Origin of the sequence: Mesorhizobium sp. M0062 (assembly GCF_040323125.1) — a bacterium.
GTDB lineage: Bacteria > Pseudomonadota > Alphaproteobacteria > Rhizobiales > Rhizobiaceae > Mesorhizobium.
Genome location: NZ_JAMYUO010000005.1, coordinates 70,546 through 87,659, shown reverse-complemented (window position 1 = coordinate 87,659; position 17,114 = coordinate 70,546). Strand labels below are relative to the sequence as shown.

Sequence of the window (17,114 nt, the reverse complement as noted above, 5' to 3'; positions counted from 1 at the left end):
GCCTTTGCGTTTGGCACGGCAGTTGCATTGCATTATCGCGGTGCAATCAAACAGCTTGGGAGTCTTCGGTATGAGGGGTAATTTCTCCACAATAACAAAAATGTTTTCGGCCGGCGTGGTCGCCGCCGGCCTGTCGATGTCGTCTCCGGCCCAGGCCGCCGAAGACACGATCAAGGTCGGCATTCTGCATTCGCTGTCGGGGACCATGGCGATTTCGGAGACGACGCTGAAAGACGCCATGCTGATGCTCATCGAAGAGCAGAATGCCAAGGGCGGTCTGCTCGGCAAGAAGCTCGAGGCGGTCGTTGTCGATCCGGCCTCCAACTGGCCGCTCTTTGCCGAAAAGGCGCGCGAGCTGATCTCGAAGGACAAGGTCGCCGCCGTGTTCGGCTGCTGGACCTCGGTGTCGCGCAAATCGGTGTTGCCGGTGTTCTCGGAACTCGACAACATCCTGTTCTACCCCGTCCAGTATGAGGGCGAGGAAAGCGAGCGCAACGTGTTCTACACCGGCGCCGCCCCGAACCAGCAGGCGATTCCCGCTGTCGATTATCTCATGAGCGAAGACGGTGGCTCGGTGAAGCGCTGGGTGTTGGAAGGCACCGACTACGTCTATCCCCGCACCACCAACAAAATCCTCGAGGCCTATCTGAAGGCCAAGGGCGTCGCCGCCGAAGACATCATGGTCAACTACACGCCGTTCGGCTTCTCCGACTGGCAGACCGAAGTCTCCGCAATCAAGAAATTCGGCTCGGCCGGCAAGAAGACCGCCGTCGTCTCGACCGTCAATGGCGACGCCAACGTTCCGTTCTACAAGGAACTCGGCAACCAGGGCATCAAGGCCGAGGACATCCCGGTCATGGCCTTTTCGGTCGGTGAGGAAGAACTGGCCGGTCTCGATACCGCGCCGCTGGTCGGCCATCTCGCTGCCTGGAACTATTTCGAGAGCGTCGACACACCCGAAAACAAGAAGTTCATCGCCGACTGGCACAAGTTCATCAAGAATGACAAGCGCACCACCAACGACCCGATGGAAGCTCACTATATCGGCTTCAACATGTGGGTGAAGGCGGTCGAAAAGGCTGGCACCACCGAGCCCGACAAGGTCATCGACGCCATGGTCGGCGTGTCCGTGCCGAACCTCACCGGCGGCTATTCGACCATGATGCCGAACCATCACATCACCAAGCCGGTGCTGATCGGCGAGATCCAGGCCGACGGCCAGTTCGAGACCGTGTCGCAGACGCCCGGCCTCGTGATGGGCGACGAATGGTCCGACTATCTGCCCGATTCCAAGGACCTGATTTCGGATTGGCGCGCGCCTCTGTCCTGCGGCAACTTCAACGTTGCCACCGGCAAATGCGGCGGCAAGGGCACGAACTGATCCCTCCCGGGACTGACCGATCGTGGACGCGTCCACGATCGGTACCGCCAAGCGTCCGGGCGCTTCAGCCCGCCCGGACGCGGAATTTCCCCACAGAAGAGTATCTGAACGGATGATCCTGTTGCGCACTCTCGGCCCCATGCTGGTGTTCCTGGTGGCAAGCCTATTGCCGTCGAACGCAGCCGAACCCGATCTGCGCGCCATCGTCGCCAAATTCGCCACGGGCACGGGCTTTGCCACCACTGAGGCTGTTGTGCGCGAACTTGCCGCCACCGGCGATCCGCTGGTTGAACGGTCGCTTGCAGCCCTCGCCGAAGGCAATCTCTACATTCGTAAAGCCGATTCAGCCGTCTTCGTCGGCAGTGAGGCCGCCGACAGCGTCACGCTGCTCGACCCGCTGAGCGGCGAGAAAGCCGGCGACGCCGCCAAGGCCGACATCACCAAGATCAAGGTCAACAACACGCTGCGCCGTGTCATCCGAGATGCGCTGGGAACGCTGACGTTGCGCGCGAAAGATCCTTCTGTCCGCATCGCCGCCGCCGACACCATGTTCAAGACCCCCGATGCCGCCAATATCGAGCCGCTCGATGCAGCCATCGCCGCCGAGACCGACGCCAAGGTCAAGGCATTGTTCGAACAGGCGCGCGCGGCATCGGTGCTGGTCTCCGATAAGCCGGAGGCCGACAAGCTTGCCGCCATTGCCCTGATCGGCGCGCGCGGCGACCGCGACGCGGTCTCGCTGCTCACCGCGGTCGAGGCCAATGCGCAAGGCGCGGTCAAGGATGCCGCGACGGCGGCAATCGCCAGCATCAATTCGAGCCTGGCGCTGTGGGATGCCGGCCAGGACATATGGTACGGCATCTCGCTTGGCTCGGTGCTGCTGCTGGCCGCCATCGGCCTCGCCATCACCTTCGGCGTCATGGGCGTCATCAACATGGCGCATGGCGAGATGGTGATGCTCGGCGCCTACACCACCTTCGTCGTCCAGCAGGTGATCCGAACCTCATTCCCCGGCCTGTTCGACTGGTCGCTGGTGATCGCGCTGCCGCTCGCCTTCCTGGTTGCCGCTTCCGTCGGCCTGATCATCGAGCGCGGCGTCATCCGTTTCCTCTACGGCCGGCCGCTGGAAACGCTGCTCGCAACCTGGGGCGTCTCGCTTGTCATGCAGCAGGCGGTGCGCTCGATCTTCGGACCGACCAACCAGGAGGTCGGCAACCCCTCCTGGATGTCGGGATCGTTCGATGTCGGCCAACTCGCCGTCACCTGGAACCGCCTCTGGATCCTGGTCTTCGCGCTCACCGTCTTCGGCGTGCTGCTCTTTGTTATGAAGCGCACGCCCTGGGGTCTTCAGATGCGCGCCGTCACCGCCAACCGCCGCATGGCCGCCTCGATGGGCATCAGGACGCCTTGGGTCGATGCGCTGACCTTTGCGCTCGGCTCCGGCATTGCCGGCATTGCCGGCGTCGCGCTCAGCCAGATCGACAATGTCTCGCCCAATCTCGGCCGCGGCTACATCATCGACAGCTTCATGGTCGTGGTCTTCGGCGGCGTCGGCAATCTCTGGGGCACGCTGGTCGGCGCCTTCTCGCTCGGCATCGTCAACAAGGTTCTCGAACCCTATGCTGGCGCGGTGCTCGGCAAGATCGTCGTGCTGGTGCTGATCATCCTGTTCATCCAGAAGCGCCCGCGCGGCCTGTTCGCGCTCAAGGGCAGGGCGGTGGAAACATGATCACGGGACGCTTCTTCGCCGCGGGTGCCGACCGTCGCATCGCCATCACTATTTTCATCCTGCTGACGGCCGCCATTATCGTGCCGCTGCTCAACCTCGCAGTGTCGCCGCAAAGCGCGTTCTATATTCCGTCCTACATCGTCGCGTTGACGGGCAAGTACCTCTGCTATGCATTGCTTGCCTTGGCGCTCGATCTCGTCTGGGGCTATTGCGGCATCCTCTCGCTCGGCCATGGCGCCTTCTTCGCCCTCGGCGGCTATGCGATGGGCATGTACCTCATGCGCCAGATCGGCTCGCGCGGCGTTTACGGCAATCCGATCCTGCCCGATTTCATGGTGTTCCTGAACTACAAGGAATTGCCCTGGTTCTGGACCGGTTTCGACCACTTCTGGTTCGCCGCCATCATGGTGCTGGCGGTGCCCGGCCTGCTCGCCTTCGTCTTCGGCTGGTTCGCCTTCCGCAGCCGCGTCACCGGCGTCTATCTCTCCATCATCACCCAGGCGATGACCTACGCGCTGCTGCTCGCCTTCTTCCGCAACGACATGGGTTTCGGCGGCAACAACGGCTTGACCGATTTCAAGGATATTCTGGGCTTCAACGTGCAGGCCGACGCCACCCGCTCGGCCCTGTTTGCCGCCAGCGCCATCATACTCGCGCTCGCCGTCTTCATCACCTGGGCGATCGTCGGCTCCAAATACGGCAAGCTGCTAATGGCGGTGCGCGACGCCGAGAGCCGCACCCGCTTCCTCGGCTGGCGGGCGGAGAACGTAAAGCTGTTTGCCTTCACCGTCTCGGCTGTCATGGCCGGCATCGCCGGCGCGCTCTATGTGCCGCAGGTCGGTATCATCAATCCCGGCGAATTCGAGCCGTCCAATTCCATCGAAGTCGTGATCTGGGCAGCCGTCGGTGGGCGCGGCACCATTGTCGGCCCGATCGTCGGCGCGCTGCTGGTCAATGCCGGCAAATCCTGGTTCACCGGCCTGCTGCCGGAGTTCTGGCTGTTTGCGCTCGGCGGCCTGTTCGTCGCCGTAACCCTGTTCCTGCCCAAGGGCATCGTCGGCATGTGGGATTCCTGGCGCGGTAACGCTCGGGCGATGCGGGCTGCAGCGATTGCAGAGGAAGCGGGCACAGACCCTGATGCCCCGCCGCCATCGAAGATCGTGCGCAGCGCAGCAACAACGCCCGGTGCCTGGTCCGCGTCCGGGCCTGAACCGCAGCCGGCGGAATAGAGCGATGTCGAAGTCCAACACCATCCTCTATCTCGACGGCGTCTCGGTCTCCTTCGACGGTTTCCGCGCCATCAACAATCTGTCGCTGGTGCTCGACAAGGGCGAGATGCGCGCCATCATCGGTCCCAACGGCGCCGGCAAGACGACGATGATGGACATCGTCACCGGCAAGACCCGGCCCGACGAGGGCGAAGTGTTCTTCGACGGCCAGGTCGATCTGACCCGGCACGACGAGGCGGAGATCGCCATGATGGGCATCGGCCGCAAATTCCAGAAGCCGACCGTCTTCGAAAGCCACAGCGTCGAAGACAATCTGATGCTGGCGCTGAAGGGCCCGCGCTCGATCTTTCCGGCGCTGTTCCATCGCCGCTCGGCCGCCGAAGCCAGACAGATCGACGACATCCTCGGCATCATCCGGCTGGGCGACAAGCGCCACGATCTGGCAGCCAATCTCAGCCATGGCCAGAAACAGTGGCTGGAGATCGGCATGCTGCTGGCGCAGGACCCGAAGCTGCTTTTGGTTGACGAGCCGGTCGCAGGGATGACCGATGCCGAGACCGAGGAAACCGCGCGGCTGCTCAAGGACATAGCGCGCGACCATTCGGTCATCGTCGTCGAGCACGACATGCATTTCGTGCGCGAACTCGGCGTCAAGGTCACCTGCCTGCATGAGGGCTCGGTGCTGTCGGAAGGCTCGCTCGATTTCGTCTCGGCCGACGAGCGGGTCGTCGAAGTTTATCTCGGGAGATGAGCATGGTCTGGCGGGTGCAATTCCATCGCTTCGACTTTTCGTTCCTCCGCTTCTGGAGAAGGCGCTGACATGCTCGAAGTTTCCAACGCCACGCTCCATTACGGCGCTGCTCAGGCGTTGCGCGGTGTGTCGCTGACGGCGGGTGCCGGCAAGATCACCTGCGTGCTCGGCCGCAACGGCGTCGGCAAGACCAGTTTGATGAGATCGATCGTCGGCCACCACCGGCTGACGAGCGGAAGCGTTGCCTTCGAGGGGAAGGCGCTCGACCGGAGCGCGGCGTATGATCGCGCCCGGTCGGGCATCGCATTCATACCGCAGGGCAGGGAGATCTTTCCGCTGCTGACGGTGCGCGAAAACCTGGAGTCCGGCTTTGCGCCGTTGAAGCGCGCCGACCGCAACGTGCCGGCGCATGTCTTCGAACTGTTTCCGGTGCTGAAGCAGATGCTGGGGCGGCGCGGCGGCGATCTCTCAGGCGGCCAGCAGCAGCAGCTCGCCATCGGCCGGGCGCTCGTCATGCGGCCGAAACTGCTGGTGCTCGACGAGCCGACCGAAGGCATCCAGCCCTCGATCATCAAGGACATCGGCCGCGCCATCCGCTATTTGCGCGATCAGGCCGGCATTGCGGTGCTTCTGGTCGAGCAATATCTCGATTTCTGCCGCGAGCTCGCCGACGAGGTCAACATCATGGACCGCGGCCAGATCGTCCACACCGGCCCGGCCGAAGATCTCGACCGGGCGGACGTCAGGAAGTTTCTGACGGTTTAACGCAGGTCGACGGCTGCACGGATCGTACACGTCGAAGATTGGCTGAAATGCCCACAATCACTTCGTCATTCTAGGGCGGAGCAAGGAGCGGAGCGACGCGCGCAGACCCTAGAATCCATGCCGCGACATCAGCCAAAGAGTGCCGCGATGCAGAACAAGATCGCTTCTGCGGCACATTGGCCATTCCACATTCTGCACCGTTAATGACGCTTCTTCGTCCCGGCATGGATCCCTGGGTCTTCGCTCCGCTTCGCGTCGCTACGCCCAAGGATGATGAAGTCGCGAAGGTCCGCACCCGTTGCGTCGGACTTTCGTCCGAGGCCGCCACACTCTGGCACGCCGAATACTACATGCTAGTCTTTCCTAGGCCTCGGTGAGTCGGCCGCTTCCGTATCAGTCTGGTTCTGTAGCAGATCGAGGGAATATGCTGGCTCAGCCTGCAAGTTCCACGCAAGCAAGCCACCCTAGCTTCCCTCGCAGTTCTGATTGTCGGTCAATGCGTTCAGATAATCTTGCCAGGAGAATGGGCTATGGAACGGTTCGTCGAGGACCACCAGAAACGACGGCTGACAGAGCGTGTCGACATCATCACCGCCATCAACATTCTGCGCTCGCAAGGCTACCAGCAGGATGAGCTGATCGGCGAAATCACCAAGGTTTTCTACGTCGACCTCGACACTTACAACGAGATCGTCATAGCGGCCTAAAAGCGCGTCGCGCCTGAACGGCCTCATGCGACGCGCTTTGGGGTGTTGTTTTACGTGTGGTGAGGTTCAGGCCGGCTGAATATCAGCCCAGCCTACCCGGCGCGCCGGAAGGCGAGCACACGGTTGCGGCCGCCGCGCTTGGCGCCGTAAAGCGCTTTGTCGGCGGCGCTGAGCACCTTGTCGAATTTGGTGCCGCCCTCGCTGCCGAAGGCGTAGCCGGCGCTGACCGTGCAGGACAGCAGGCGGGTCTCGGTATCGATCCGGCGCATGGCAAAACTGGCCCGGATCCGCTCGGCTATGAATTCCACCTTTTCAGGCAAGGTGCGATCGAGCACCAATGCAAATTCCTCTCCGCCCATGCGCGCGGCGACATCGCCCGGCTGGAGATTGGCGGTCAAATCCTTGGCGAACAGTTTCAGCACCTCGTCGCCGGTGGCATGGCCGAACTCGTCATTTATCGCCTTGAAGCCGTCGAGATCGAACACGATCACGGCGGTGAAGGACCGGACAGGTGTTTTGCCGTGCAGATCGAACAAAGCGCGCCGGTTGAGCAGTCCGGTCAGCGGATCGGTCAGCGCTTCGCGGCGATGATACTGCGCCAGGCGTCCCTGGTTGAGCGCCAGCGAGAGCGCGCCGATGCCGGTCATGCACGCGATGACGACGATGAGGCTGAAATCCTCGGCCCAGTTGCTCGGCGCATGGCCAAGCACCAGCCTGCCATCCCAGACAAGTGCACCGGAGCACAGCACGAAGGAAATTGCGGTGGCTGTGTAGAGCCCGGCAATGCCGAGGATCGGGGCAGGGAATTCGGTGCGGCCCTTCCAGTATTCATAGGCCATCGCAAACAAAAGCAGCGCGGCGAAGGCATTCTCCAGCATGAAGCCCAGCCCGTCATAGCCAAGCGCCATCGGCGGCAAGGCGACTGCCAGCGAGACGCCGGCGCCGACAGCAATGCGGGGCAGCGGTGACCTCCCTGTCGTGAACTGATGGGCAGCGCCCAGCATGGTCGCGAAGCCGAGCAGCAGGAACGTGAAGCTGGCGAGGCCGAGCAGGCGTCCGGGCGCGTCGATATAGGCCTGGTAGGCGAAGACGTCGGCGACGATCAGAAGCACGCTGACCGCCCAGGTCAGCAGGAATTTTTCCGAGCGCGCGGTAAGCCAAATGCCGAACAGCGTCAGGCCGAGGCAAGCGGCGGAAAACCCGACAGCCAACAGAAGGGAACTGTAGTCGAGCGACATGCCCTCGTCCTTGCGCGCGGCGGCCGGCCTATAGAAAGGACCCGCACCGGATTTATGCAGGAAGGAGGTATCGATAAGGTTACGATGCGCATAAGCTATCACGCTTCTGTTGATCGTAGCAATTCTGGGTTGAAACCCTTTTCAAGGGAAAGCGCTACCCGGATTTCCGGGAAAACCGGTCCGCACTTTTCCTGGAATTGCTCCTAATGCATGTCGCCCAGAAGTGTGCCGCGGTTCTGGGACAACGGCATGCATCAAGACAAAGACTTAAGACTTAAATCGCGCCGTATGAATCCGTTTCAGCGCGACGCGCTTTAACCGATCAGCTCACTCGCTTCATCAGCGCCATGGCGCCGAACGGCGCGCGCACCTTGCCCTCGGTGATGAAGTAGACGAACACGTCGCGCGGTTTCACCGGCGCGTCGAAAGTCGGATCGGCGCGCCGCAGATCGGCCGGCTGCTTGCCTTGCGCCCAGGTCTTCACCCGCGCTGCCCATTCGTCCAGGCCCTTCGGCGTATAGCAATCCGGATTGTCGTCGCTGCCGGTCTGCAGCCGCGCATAGATAAAATCGCCGGTGATGTCGGCGATACCAGGATATTTGGCATGGTCGGCATAGACGATCGCCGCCTTGTATTTGCGCGCCAGGCCCACAAATTCCGGCACGCTGAAACTGTCGTTGCGCACTTCCAGCGCATGGCGCAGCGCCACGCCATCCTGCTTTTCCGGCAGCAGCTTCAGGAAGGCCTCGAAATCGTCGGCGTCGAACTTTTTCGTCGGCGCGAACTGCCAAAGGATCGGGCCCAGCTTGTCGCCCAGCGCGGCAATGCCGGAGCCGAGGAAGCGCGTCATGGACTCGCCGGCTTCGCCAAGCACGCGCCGGTTGGTGACGAAGCGATTGCCCTTCAGCGAATAGACGAAACCGTCCGGCGCCTCGCCCGCCCATTTGACGAAGGTCGGCTCCTTGAAGCTGGAATAGTAGGTGCCATTGACCTCGATGCTCGGTACCTGGCGGGTGGCGTAACTTAGCTGTTTGGCCTTGGAAAGCTTGTCCGGGTAGAAAGACGTATCCCAGGGTTCGAAAGTCCAGCCGCCCATCCCGGCGCGGATTGTTCCTTGGCTGATCATCGTCTTCCTCCCAGTTCTAAAAATGCGGTCAGGCTATTTTTCCAATCGGTTTGATCATGTCGACCACGGTCCATCCGGGACGGTGGGGATTGGCTCGGCGGCCCGTTTCGTGGAAGCCATAGGCCGTATAGATCTCGATGTTCCGCTCCATGCGCGAATTGGTGTAGAGCCGCACCTCCGGCACACCCCATAGCCGCGCCTGTTCCTGGGCGAAGTCGAGCAGCGCGGTGCCGAGTTTCCTGCCCTGGAAAGCGGGGGAGACCGCGACGCTGAAGATCATCGCATGATCGGGATGGCGCTCAATAACGATCAGCCCGGCGAGTTCCGCGCCGCTCTCCAAGAGCCAGACCTCGCCACGCTCGATGCGTGGCGCATAGTCCTCGGTGACTGGGAGCGGCGGCGCGCCTAACAGGGGCGTGTAGTGCTCATAGGCGGTCTGCGTCAGCGAGACGACTGCGTCGAGATCACCGGCAAGCGCCTGTCGGACTGTCATTCAAAGCTCTCCAGGCGCCCGACCGGTCTGTCAGTTACTCCGCCGCTTCGCGCTTGCCTCCGGGCCGCCGCTCCAAAAGCTCCTTCAGGAACTGGCCGGTGTAGCTGCGCTTTTCGCGCACGATCGCTTCCGGTGTGCCTTGGGCAACCAGCTCGCCGCCGCCATCGCCGCCTTCGGGGCCGAGGTCGAGCACCCAGTCGGCGGTCTTGATGACTTCGAGATTGTGCTCGATCACCACCACCGTGTTGCCCTGGTCGACCAGTTCGTGCAGCACTTCCAGCAACTTGGCGACGTCGTGGAAGTGCAGGCCGGTGGTCGGCTCGTCGAGGATGTAGAGCGTCTTGCCGGTCGCCTTGCGCGACAATTCCTTGGCGAGTTTTATCCGCTGCGCCTCACCACCCGACAGCGTCGTCGCCTGCTGGCCGATATGGATGTAGCCGAGGCCGACCTGCTTCAGCGTGTCGAGCTTGTCGCGCACCCCGGGCACGGCGGCAAAGAAATCGACGCCTTCCTCGACCGTCATGTCCAGGACGTCGGCGATCGACTTGCCCTTGAACACGACGTCGAGCGTCTCGCGGTTGTAGCGCTTGCCGTGGCAGACGTCGCACGTGACGTAGACGTCGGGCAGGAAGTGCATCTCGATCTTGATGACGCCGTCGCCCTGGCAGGCCTCGCAGCGGCCGCCCTTGACGTTGAAGGAGAAGCGGCCCGGCTGATAGCCGCGGGCCTTGGCCTCGGGCAACCCGGCGAACCAGTCGCGGATCGGTGTGAAGGCGCCGGTGTAGGTGGCCGGGTTCGAACGCGGTGTGCGGCCGATCGGCGACTGGTCGATGTCGATGACCTTGTCGAGGAATTCGAGGCCCTCGATGCGGTCGTGATCGGCCGGATGCTCGCGCGAGCCCATGATGCGGCGCGACGCCGCCTTGAACAAAGTCTCGATCAGGAAGGTCGATTTGCCGCCGCCAGACACGCCGGTGACGGCGGTGAAGGTGCCGAGCGGGATTTCGGCAGTGACGTTCTTGAGATTGTTGCCGCGCGCGCCGACGATCTTCAGCCGGCGGTTCTTCTTGGCCTCGCGCCTGACACCGGGCGTGGCGACTTCGAGCGCGCCCGACAGATATTTACCGGTGATCGAATTAGGATTGGCCATCACCTGCTGCGGCGTGCCCTGGGCGATGATCTCGCCGCCATGGATGCCGGCGGCCGGACCCATGTCGACGACGTAGTCGGCATGCAGGATGGCGTCTTCGTCATGCTCGACGACGATCACCGTGTTGCCGATGTCGCGCAGATGCTTCAGCGTGTCGAGCAGGCGGGCATTGTCGCGCTGGTGCAAGCCGATCGACGGCTCGTCCAGCACATAGAGCACGCCGGTGAGGCCGGAGCCGATCTGCGACGCCAGCCTTATGCGCTGGCTCTCGCCGCCCGACAGCGTGCCGGAATTGCGCGACAGCGTCAGATAGTCGAGGCCGACATCGTTGAGGAAGCGCAGCCGGTCGCGGATCTCCTTGAGAACGCGCACCGCGATCTCGTTCTGCTGGTCGTTGAGATGTGGCGGCAGTTCGGTGAACCATTTGTCGGCGTTGCGGATCGACTGCTCGGTGACCTCGCCAATGTGTTTTCCGGCGATTTTGACCGCCAGCGCTTCCGGCTTCAGCCGGTAACCCTTGCAGACCGGGCAGGGCGTCGCCGACATGAAGCGCTCGATCTCCTCGCGCATCCAGGCGGATTCGGTTTCCTTCCACCGCCGTTCGAGATTGGGAATGACGCCCTCGAACGTCTTGGTGGTCTTGTAGGAGCGCAGGCCGTCATCATATTGGAAGGTGACCTCGCGCTCGCCGGTGCCGCGCAGGACGGCTTCCTTGGCCTCTTCGGTCAGGTCTTTGAACTTGTCGCCGAGCTTGAAGCCGTATGCCTTGCCCAGCGCTTCCAGCGTCTGGGCGTAATAGGGTGAGGTCGACTTCGCCCACGGGCTGACGGCGCCGTCGCGCAGCGAGACGTTTTCGTCCGGCACGATCAGGCTGGCGTCGATGGCGCGCTGGTTGCCGAGGCCGTCGCAGGTCGGGCAGGCGCCGAACGGGTTGTTGAACGAGAACAGCCTGGGCTCGATCTCCGGAATGGTGAAGCCGGAAACCGGGCAGGCGAATTTTTCCGAGAACAGGATGCGCTCATGCGTCTCGTTCTTCGATTTGTTGACCGAGTCCTCGCCGGTCTGGCTGGCGTCGAGCGGCCGGTCGGCGAACTCGGCCACCGCCAGCCCTTCCGCCAGCTTGAGCGCCGTTTCGATGGAATCGGCAAGCCGTGTCGCCAGGTCGCCGCGCACGACGATGCGGTCGACGACGACATCGATGTCGTGCTTGTACTTCTTGTCCAACGCCGGCACATCGGCGATCTCATAGAAGACGCCGTCGACCTTGACGCGCTGAAAGCCCTTCTTCTGCAGCTCCAGCAGTTCCTTGCGATACTCACCCTTGCGGCCGCGCACGATCGGCGCCAGCAGGAAAAGGCGCGTGCCTTCCTCGACCGCCAGCACCCGGTCGACCATCTGTGAAACCGTCTGGCTCTCGATCGGCAGGCCGGTCGCCGGCGAATAGGGGATGCCGACGCGCGCGAACAGCAAGCGCATGTAGTCGTAGATCTCGGTGACGGTGCCGACCGTCGAACGCGGGTTCTTCGACGTGGTCTTCTGCTCGATCGAGATGGCCGGCGACAGGCCGTCGATCTGGTCGACATCCGGCTTCTGCATCATTTCGAGGAACTGGCGCGCATAAGCCGACAGGCTCTCGACGTAACGGCGCTGGCCCTCGGCATAGATGGTGTCGAAAGCAAGCGACGATTTGCCGGAGCCCGACAGGCCGGTCATGACGATCAGGCTGTCACGCGGCAGGTCGAGATCGACATTCTTTAGGTTGTGTTCGCGTGCCCCGCGAATGGAAAGGTATTTATGGTCGGCCATCGCCGGTCGCCGCCTCAGGTCTGGTGTCAGTGGGATCGGCGGGTTTTCCCGGCCATTCCCTATGTAGGTATTTTTGCCGCCACGTCGAGAGACGCCACACTTCTCGACCAAAGCCGTTTAACCGTCTTTCGCGCGAAGGGGCAAGCGGAAAGAACAAAGACCGAACACGCTCCTGACAAAGCTGTGCAGAAACTGACAAGGTGTTTCAGAAACTGACCCTGACGTAAGCTCCCGGCGATCACATTTTCCGTAACCGGCTATTCAAGGTTGACGTCCTCGAATCGGGGGCGCACTCTGCCGGAGTCAACGGAGCCGGCCGTCTTTGATGGCCTCGCCGCCCATAGCGGCCTGCGAGACGCCGCAGGTTTTTGCGATTTGTGCTTCGGATTGACACCTGTCGCAACGGACATAGGAGCGGAGCATGACGCCACCGGATAGTCCTTGAGGCTCCACCTGCTAGTGGAGCCGCGGCGGGCGTAAGTGCCAGGTAGTTTCGAGGCATTGAAGTGTATGTGTCCAAATGGACGCATCGCGACAATCCAACAAACCACCCGACAAACCGTGACCTGCCGAATCCCACAAAAATCAGAGACGGCTAGTCGGATCGTCGGCTGAACGCCGCGAAGCATCCGAAATCAAAGTCGGTATAACACTACCGGCAGTTTGGATTTGGAATCCAAGAAAAGCCCCGACCGTTAGCGGAAGCAACGGCGGGGCTGTTCTTTTGTGAGGAAGTCGTCGGCGCAGGCTTTCTCTTCCGTATAGTAACTGGGAAAAGGGGCTACCGGCGCGGCGGCTTGATCCCACCAGTGCCGACATCGACAGTGATGCTGCCGGAAATCCTGACATCGGTGTCGCCGATCTTGAACGTGCCGTTCTCGCCGGCAGGCAGCGCGTCATCCGGCTCCGGCTGCGGCGCGGGCTTGGCGATGCGGTAGTCGCCGGTCACGCCGGGCAGGGCGCCTTTCCGCGACGTGCTGGTGCTGCCCCCGGCAAAGGCCATGCTCGATGTCGCCGCCGTGATGGCAATGGCTATGGTCAGTCTGTTCAGGTGGTAGCGCATGGCAAGACTATAGTGCCGCGCTCAAGGCGAGGCCAGACCAGCGGCGTTGAAATTGAGGGAACACCGGCCTGCATTCGATACGGTGATCAGGCCGCTGCCTGCTTGCGGGTGTCGAAGACGTGGTCAACGAGGCCCCAGTCCTTGGCCTCCTTCGCGGTCATGAAGAAATCGCGGTCAAGCGTGCGTTCGACCTCTTCGTGGGTGCGGCCGCAATGGTGAGCGTAGAGGTCGGCCATGTGCCGCTTGGTGCGCAAAATGCCTTCGGCGTGACGCTGGATGTCGGAGGCCTGGCCCTGGAAGCCGCCCAGAGGCTGGTGCAGCACGATGCTGGCGTTGGGGAGCGCGATGCGCCGCCCCGGCGTTCCCGCCATCAGCAGGAAGGAGGCCATCGACGCGGCAAAGCCCATGCACACGGTCGACACCGGGCAGCTGACATATTGCATCGTGTCGTAGATGGCGAAACCGCTGGTCACCACGCCGCCCGGCGAGTTGATGTAGAGCGAGATCTCCTTGTCGGGATTGTCCGATTCCAGCGACAGGAGCTGGGCGCAGACCAGCGCCGACATGCCGTCATTGATCTCGCCATTGACGAAGATGATGCGCTCGCGCAGCAGCCGCGAGAAAATGTCGAAGGCGCGTTCGCCGCGGCTCGATTGCTCGATCACCATCGGCACCAGATTGGCAAAGCCGCTCATCTCATTGTCTCCGTTCTGATTTTTCCGGTTCAGGCAGCGCGCAGCAACAGGCGCGGCGCGTTGGCGGCGACTGGCGGCTTGGGCTTGTATGCGTGCAGCGAGAGCAGGCAGCCGGCGCCGGCCATCGCAACCGCAGGCGTTGCCGCCGCGGCAAACCCGTCATGAACAATGCGCAAATGCGTGCCACCGGAAACAGTGCGGGCAAGCGTGAAGGTCACGATGCTGTCCAGCCCATTGGCATCGCCGGTTTCAGAACGCTCGCGCCAGGAATAGCGCAGCAGGCGCCCCGGTTCGGCATCGAGCACTTCGCACTCGATCGGCTTCTCAGGCCCGGCAAAGGCAAAGCGGCTGCCGGTTTCCGGCTTGATGTCGTTCGGCATCATCCATTCCGCCAAAAGCTCCGGCACGGTCAGCGCCCGCCACACTTTTTCCGGTGCGTCCGGCAGATCGCATTCGAAGGCGAGGGCATCCTTGGCGGTCTGCGTCTGCTTTTCGTCGGTCATTGGTCCATGTCCTTCAAAACGGCCTTCAGTCTTTCGATGCGCTCCGGCCAGAATGCGCGGTAGCGTTCGATCCAGCCGAGCAGCGGCTCGAGCCCTTGCGGATCGGCGCGATAGTAGGCGTTGCGGCCGGCCCGCCTTTCGCTGACCAGGCCGGCGCCGCGCAGTACGGCAAGGTGCTGCGACACCGCCGGCTGCGACACGCTCATGCCGGTGCGCAACTCCGACACGCTCATCTCTCCGGAAGTCAGCCGCTCGTAGACGGCGCGTCGCGTCGGGTCGGCCAGGGCGCGAAAAATCTCTGCTTCGATCATGGCAAAAGCATAAGTCGATACTTATCGATTTGGCAAGGGGTGTTTTGAATGCCCCGTATTGATTGGATCCTGCCGGGCCTCTAATCCATGGGGAACAAGATGGGCCGATCATCGCGAGGCAGGAGTAGTATTTATGAATTCCAACGTCGATCTTTCGTCCGCCGAGAACCTCAACGAGGCTCTGAGGCTCTATCGCCGCCTCGTCCTCGGTATAGGCGCCATCGCCGTCATCGGTTTCGTGGCCGTGATCTTGTTGGCCAAGCTGGGTACGGCGCTATCGCCGCCCTACGGGATTTACATCTTCGGCGAAGGATTGGGGACCTGGGGCCTGATCGCGGTGGTAGCGGCGCTCGTCGCTCAGGTCTGGTGGCACGGGCGCGCGATCGGGAAATTGCTGAATGACCCGGCTCTGAAATCTGAACCTGCAGTCGGGCTGATGTCGGCGCCAACCGTGATCGCACAGCGCGCCCATGGCATGGGCATGGAGTGGAGCGGCTTTTTCGGTCCGTTGCGGCCAGCTAAAAAACGGCGCTGACGACACCGCTTCTCGCCCCTGCGTGTCAGCTAAATCCACGCGCCCGCGTCGGCGATTGCTGCCATTCCTTGACAATCCGTGGTTAACAGTATAGGAACGAAAAGGGAACAAAAACCTTGTGGGAAAAGCCAGCCGCGGCAAGCCAGGATTGTGCGCGGCCTGTAAGGTGAACGACTTGAAATTTGTTTCGGATGAGCACGGAGAAGTGTCATGGCGGGTAGCGTCAACAAGGTCATTCTGGTCGGTAACCTCGGCGCGGACCCTGAAATCCGCCGCCTGAATTCCGGTGATCCGGTCGTCAACATCCGCATCGCCACGTCGGAAAGCTGGCGCGACAAGAACTCCGGCGAGCGCAAGGAAAAGACCGAATGGCACAACGTGGTCATTTTCAATGACCAGATCGCCAAGGTCGCCGAGCAGTACCTGAAGAAGGGCATGAAGGTTTACGTCGAAGGCCAGCTGCAGACACGCAAATGGCAAGACCAGACCGGCGCCGACAAGTACACGACCGAAGTCGTGCTGCAGAAATTCCGCGGCGAGCTGCAGATGCTCGATTCTCGCGGCGAGGGCGGCGGTCAGGTCGGCAACTATGCCGGCGGCAGCGGCGCGAGCCGTGGCTCGGATTTCGGCCAGTCTGGCCCCAATGAGAGCTTCAACCGCGGCGGCAACAGCGGTGGCGGCGGTTCCAAGGGCGGCGGTGGCGGCGGCTCGTCGCGCGAACTGGACGACGAAATCCCGTTCTGAGCTGACGGTAGTCAGCGATATCTGAGGAGAGGGCGCGATGTCGCTCGGACCGCTTCTATCGGCGCGCCCTCCCATTCCATGGCACGCCTTCGCGGCCCTTGCCGCGCTGGCCATTGGCGCTACGCAACTAGCGCTGCCGAAAGGCACGACGCGTCATCGTGTCGTCGGCTATACCTGGGCGGCGCTGATGCTGGTCGTCGCCATCTCCAGTTTCTGGATCCAGCAGATACGCCTCGTCGGTCCGTTCAGCCCGATCCATCTCTTGTCGATGTTAGTGTTGATCGCCGTGCCGCTGGCGGTCTGGCACGCGCATATGCATCGGGTCGCCACACATCGCAGGGTCATGATATCGCTGTATGTTTTCGCCCTGATCGGCGCCGGCGTGTTCACGCTGCTGCCGGGGCGGATCATGCACACGGTCGTCTTCGGCCAGTGACGCTTTCTGAAAGGAAGATTGCCGTGAAAAGCCCGGATCAAATGGGTCGAGGAGCGCACCTTCGTCGGCGAGTCCGGCAGCGGCCACAAGGTTGTGCTGGGAACCGCCTCCGGGCCGGAAGGCAAGACGCCGGGTCCGAGCCCGATGGAGCTGGTGCTGATCGGCACCGGCGGCTGCTCGGCCTATGATGTCGTCCACATCCTCGAAAAAGGCCGCGAGGCGATCGAGGACTGTGTTGTCGAACTCGACGCCGACCGGGCCGAAACCGACCCGAAAGTCTTCACCCGCATCCACATGCATTTCATCGTCACGGGCCACGCGCTGTCGCGCGACAAGGTCCAGCGCGCCATCAACCTGTCGATCGAGAAATACTGCTCGGCCTCGGCCATGCTGGCCAAGACGGCTGTCATCACCCACGATTTCAAGGTCGTCGATACGGCGGTGGAGTAGGG

The 17,114-nt window shown here is 62.4% G+C and carries 18 protein-coding genes; 10 read left to right on the top strand and 8 right to left on the bottom strand.

Going from position 1 to position 17,114, the window contains the following annotated elements:
• Window positions 1-70 precede the first annotated feature (70 nt).
• From urtA to NKJ64_RS08280, 6 genes are all read left to right on the top strand, one after another.
• Window positions 71-1,381, top strand: coding sequence for an urea ABC transporter substrate-binding protein (gene urtA, locus NKJ64_RS08305; RefSeq protein ID WP_352462327.1), 1,311 nt, complete (start codon window positions 71-73; stop codon window positions 1,379-1,381).
• A gap of 112 nt (window positions 1,382-1,493) precedes the next feature.
• Window positions 1,494-3,110, top strand: coding sequence for an urea ABC transporter permease subunit UrtB (urtB, locus tag NKJ64_RS08300; RefSeq protein WP_352462326.1), 1,617 nt, complete (start codon window positions 1,494-1,496; stop codon window positions 3,108-3,110).
• Complete coding sequence (urtC, locus tag NKJ64_RS08295; RefSeq protein ID WP_023670933.1) at window positions 3,107-4,339, top strand: urea ABC transporter permease subunit UrtC; 1,233 nt, start codon at window positions 3,107-3,109, stop codon at window positions 4,337-4,339. The genes urtB and urtC overlap by 4 nt, the downstream gene beginning before the upstream one ends.
• Window positions 4,340-4,343: 4 nt before the next feature.
• Window positions 4,344-5,090 (top strand): urea ABC transporter ATP-binding protein UrtD, encoded by a 747-nt coding sequence (gene urtD / locus NKJ64_RS08290; RefSeq protein ID WP_023696501.1) that lies wholly within the window; start codon window positions 4,344-4,346, stop codon window positions 5,088-5,090.
• Between the two features lie 69 nt (window positions 5,091-5,159).
• Complete coding sequence (gene urtE, locus NKJ64_RS08285; RefSeq protein ID WP_023700798.1) at window positions 5,160-5,855, top strand: urea ABC transporter ATP-binding subunit UrtE; 696 nt, start codon at window positions 5,160-5,162, stop codon at window positions 5,853-5,855.
• Window positions 5,856-6,385: 530 nt separating this feature from the next.
• The gene (locus NKJ64_RS08280; RefSeq protein WP_023670936.1) at window positions 6,386-6,562 is read left to right on the top strand and encodes a hypothetical protein; all 177 of its coding nucleotides are present in this window, start codon (window positions 6,386-6,388) and stop codon (window positions 6,560-6,562) included.
• Between the two features lie 92 nt (window positions 6,563-6,654).
• Here the strand turns inward: NKJ64_RS08280 and NKJ64_RS08275 are convergent, their stop codons facing one another.
• The 8 genes from NKJ64_RS08275 to NKJ64_RS08240 form a co-directional block, all read right to left on the bottom strand.
• Window positions 6,655-7,800: a GGDEF domain-containing protein gene (locus tag NKJ64_RS08275; RefSeq protein ID WP_352462325.1), complete on the bottom strand. Its 1,146-nt coding sequence runs from the start codon at window positions 7,798-7,800 to the stop codon at window positions 6,655-6,657.
• 322 nt (window positions 7,801-8,122) lie between these two features.
• Window positions 8,123-8,926, bottom strand: a complete 804-nt coding sequence (locus tag NKJ64_RS08270; RefSeq protein WP_023670938.1) for a DUF72 domain-containing protein — start codon at window positions 8,924-8,926, stop codon at window positions 8,123-8,125.
• A gap of 28 nt (window positions 8,927-8,954) precedes the next feature.
• Window positions 8,955-9,419: a GNAT family N-acetyltransferase gene (locus NKJ64_RS08265; RefSeq protein WP_023688637.1), complete on the bottom strand. Its 465-nt coding sequence runs from the start codon at window positions 9,417-9,419 to the stop codon at window positions 8,955-8,957.
• A gap of 34 nt (window positions 9,420-9,453) precedes the next feature.
• A complete protein-coding gene (uvrA, locus tag NKJ64_RS08260; protein ID WP_023706186.1) occupies window positions 9,454-12,375 on the bottom strand; it encodes an excinuclease ABC subunit UvrA in 2,922 nt (973 codons plus the stop codon).
• A 781-nt stretch (window positions 12,376-13,156) separates the two neighbouring features.
• Complete coding sequence (locus NKJ64_RS08255) at window positions 13,157-13,378, bottom strand: hypothetical protein (RefSeq protein WP_032891865.1); 222 nt, start codon at window positions 13,376-13,378, stop codon at window positions 13,157-13,159.
• 146 nt (window positions 13,379-13,524) lie between these two features.
• The gene (locus NKJ64_RS08250; protein WP_023684630.1) at window positions 13,525-14,133 is read right to left on the bottom strand and encodes an ATP-dependent Clp protease proteolytic subunit; all 609 of its coding nucleotides are present in this window, start codon (window positions 14,131-14,133) and stop codon (window positions 13,525-13,527) included.
• A gap of 29 nt (window positions 14,134-14,162) precedes the next feature.
• Entirely contained in the window at window positions 14,163-14,636 is a 474-nt protein-coding gene (locus NKJ64_RS08245; protein WP_023706187.1) for an SRPBCC family protein, read from the bottom strand.
• Window positions 14,633-14,947, bottom strand: a complete 315-nt coding sequence (locus NKJ64_RS08240; protein WP_023670944.1) for an ArsR/SmtB family transcription factor — start codon at window positions 14,945-14,947, stop codon at window positions 14,633-14,635. The genes NKJ64_RS08245 and NKJ64_RS08240 overlap by 4 nt, the downstream gene beginning before the upstream one ends.
• A gap of 133 nt (window positions 14,948-15,080) precedes the next feature.
• Between NKJ64_RS08240 and NKJ64_RS08235 the strand changes: the two genes are divergently transcribed.
• The 4 genes from NKJ64_RS08235 (at window position 15,081) to NKJ64_RS08220 (ending at window position 17,112) form a co-directional block, all read left to right on the top strand.
• On the top strand, window positions 15,081-15,482 hold the full coding sequence (locus NKJ64_RS08235) for a hypothetical protein (RefSeq protein ID WP_023730163.1): 402 nt from the start codon (window positions 15,081-15,083) through the stop codon (window positions 15,480-15,482).
• Window positions 15,483-15,692: 210 nt separating this feature from the next.
• The gene (ssb, locus tag NKJ64_RS08230) at window positions 15,693-16,226 is read left to right on the top strand and encodes a single-stranded DNA-binding protein (protein WP_023684633.1); all 534 of its coding nucleotides are present in this window, start codon (window positions 15,693-15,695) and stop codon (window positions 16,224-16,226) included.
• Between the two features lie 37 nt (window positions 16,227-16,263).
• Window positions 16,264-16,662, top strand: a complete 399-nt coding sequence (locus tag NKJ64_RS08225) for a DUF2306 domain-containing protein (RefSeq protein WP_023684634.1) — start codon at window positions 16,264-16,266, stop codon at window positions 16,660-16,662.
• A 36-nt stretch (window positions 16,663-16,698) separates the two neighbouring features.
• The gene (locus NKJ64_RS08220) at window positions 16,699-17,112 is read left to right on the top strand and encodes an OsmC family protein (protein ID WP_352462410.1); all 414 of its coding nucleotides are present in this window, start codon (window positions 16,699-16,701) and stop codon (window positions 17,110-17,112) included.
• Window positions 17,113-17,114 lie beyond the last annotated feature (2 nt).

Bases quoted from the DNA above. Each gene is read 5' to 3' on its own strand.
- NKJ64_RS08240 (WP_023670944.1), bottom strand. From the start codon at position 14,947: ATGATCGAAGCAGAGATTTTTCGCGCCCTGGCCGACCCGACGCGACGC.
- NKJ64_RS08225 (WP_023684634.1), top strand. From the start codon at position 16,264: ATGTCGCTCGGACCGCTTCTATCGGCGCGCCCTCCCATTCCATGGCAC.
- NKJ64_RS08265 (WP_023688637.1), bottom strand. From the start codon at position 9,419: ATGACAGTCCGACAGGCGCTTGCCGGTGATCTCGACGCAGTCGTCTCG.
- ssb (WP_023684633.1), top strand. From the start codon at position 15,693: ATGGCGGGTAGCGTCAACAAGGTCATTCTGGTCGGTAACCTCGGCGCG.
- NKJ64_RS08270 (WP_023670938.1), bottom strand. From the start codon at position 8,926: ATGATCAGCCAAGGAACAATCCGCGCCGGGATGGGCGGCTGGACTTTC.
- urtD (WP_023696501.1), top strand. From the start codon at position 4,344: ATGTCGAAGTCCAACACCATCCTCTATCTCGACGGCGTCTCGGTCTCC.
- NKJ64_RS08255 (WP_032891865.1), bottom strand. From the start codon at position 13,378: ATGGCCTTTGCCGGGGGCAGCACCAGCACGTCGCGGAAAGGCGCCCTG.
- urtB (WP_352462326.1), top strand. From the start codon at position 1,494: ATGATCCTGTTGCGCACTCTCGGCCCCATGCTGGTGTTCCTGGTGGCA.
- urtC (WP_023670933.1), top strand. From the start codon at position 3,107: ATGATCACGGGACGCTTCTTCGCCGCGGGTGCCGACCGTCGCATCGCC.
- NKJ64_RS08280 (WP_023670936.1), top strand. From the start codon at position 6,386: ATGGAACGGTTCGTCGAGGACCACCAGAAACGACGGCTGACAGAGCGT.
- urtE (WP_023700798.1), top strand. From the start codon at position 5,160: ATGCTCGAAGTTTCCAACGCCACGCTCCATTACGGCGCTGCTCAGGCG.
- NKJ64_RS08275 (WP_352462325.1), bottom strand. From the start codon at position 7,800: ATGTCGCTCGACTACAGTTCCCTTCTGTTGGCTGTCGGGTTTTCCGCC.
- uvrA (WP_023706186.1), bottom strand. From the start codon at position 12,375: ATGGCCGACCATAAATACCTTTCCATTCGCGGGGCACGCGAACACAAC.
- NKJ64_RS08250 (WP_023684630.1), bottom strand. From the start codon at position 14,133: ATGAGCGGCTTTGCCAATCTGGTGCCGATGGTGATCGAGCAATCGAGC.
- urtA (WP_352462327.1), top strand. From the start codon at position 71: ATGAGGGGTAATTTCTCCACAATAACAAAAATGTTTTCGGCCGGCGTG.
- NKJ64_RS08235 (WP_023730163.1), top strand. From the start codon at position 15,081: ATGAATTCCAACGTCGATCTTTCGTCCGCCGAGAACCTCAACGAGGCT.
- NKJ64_RS08245 (WP_023706187.1), bottom strand. From the start codon at position 14,636: ATGACCGACGAAAAGCAGACGCAGACCGCCAAGGATGCCCTCGCCTTC.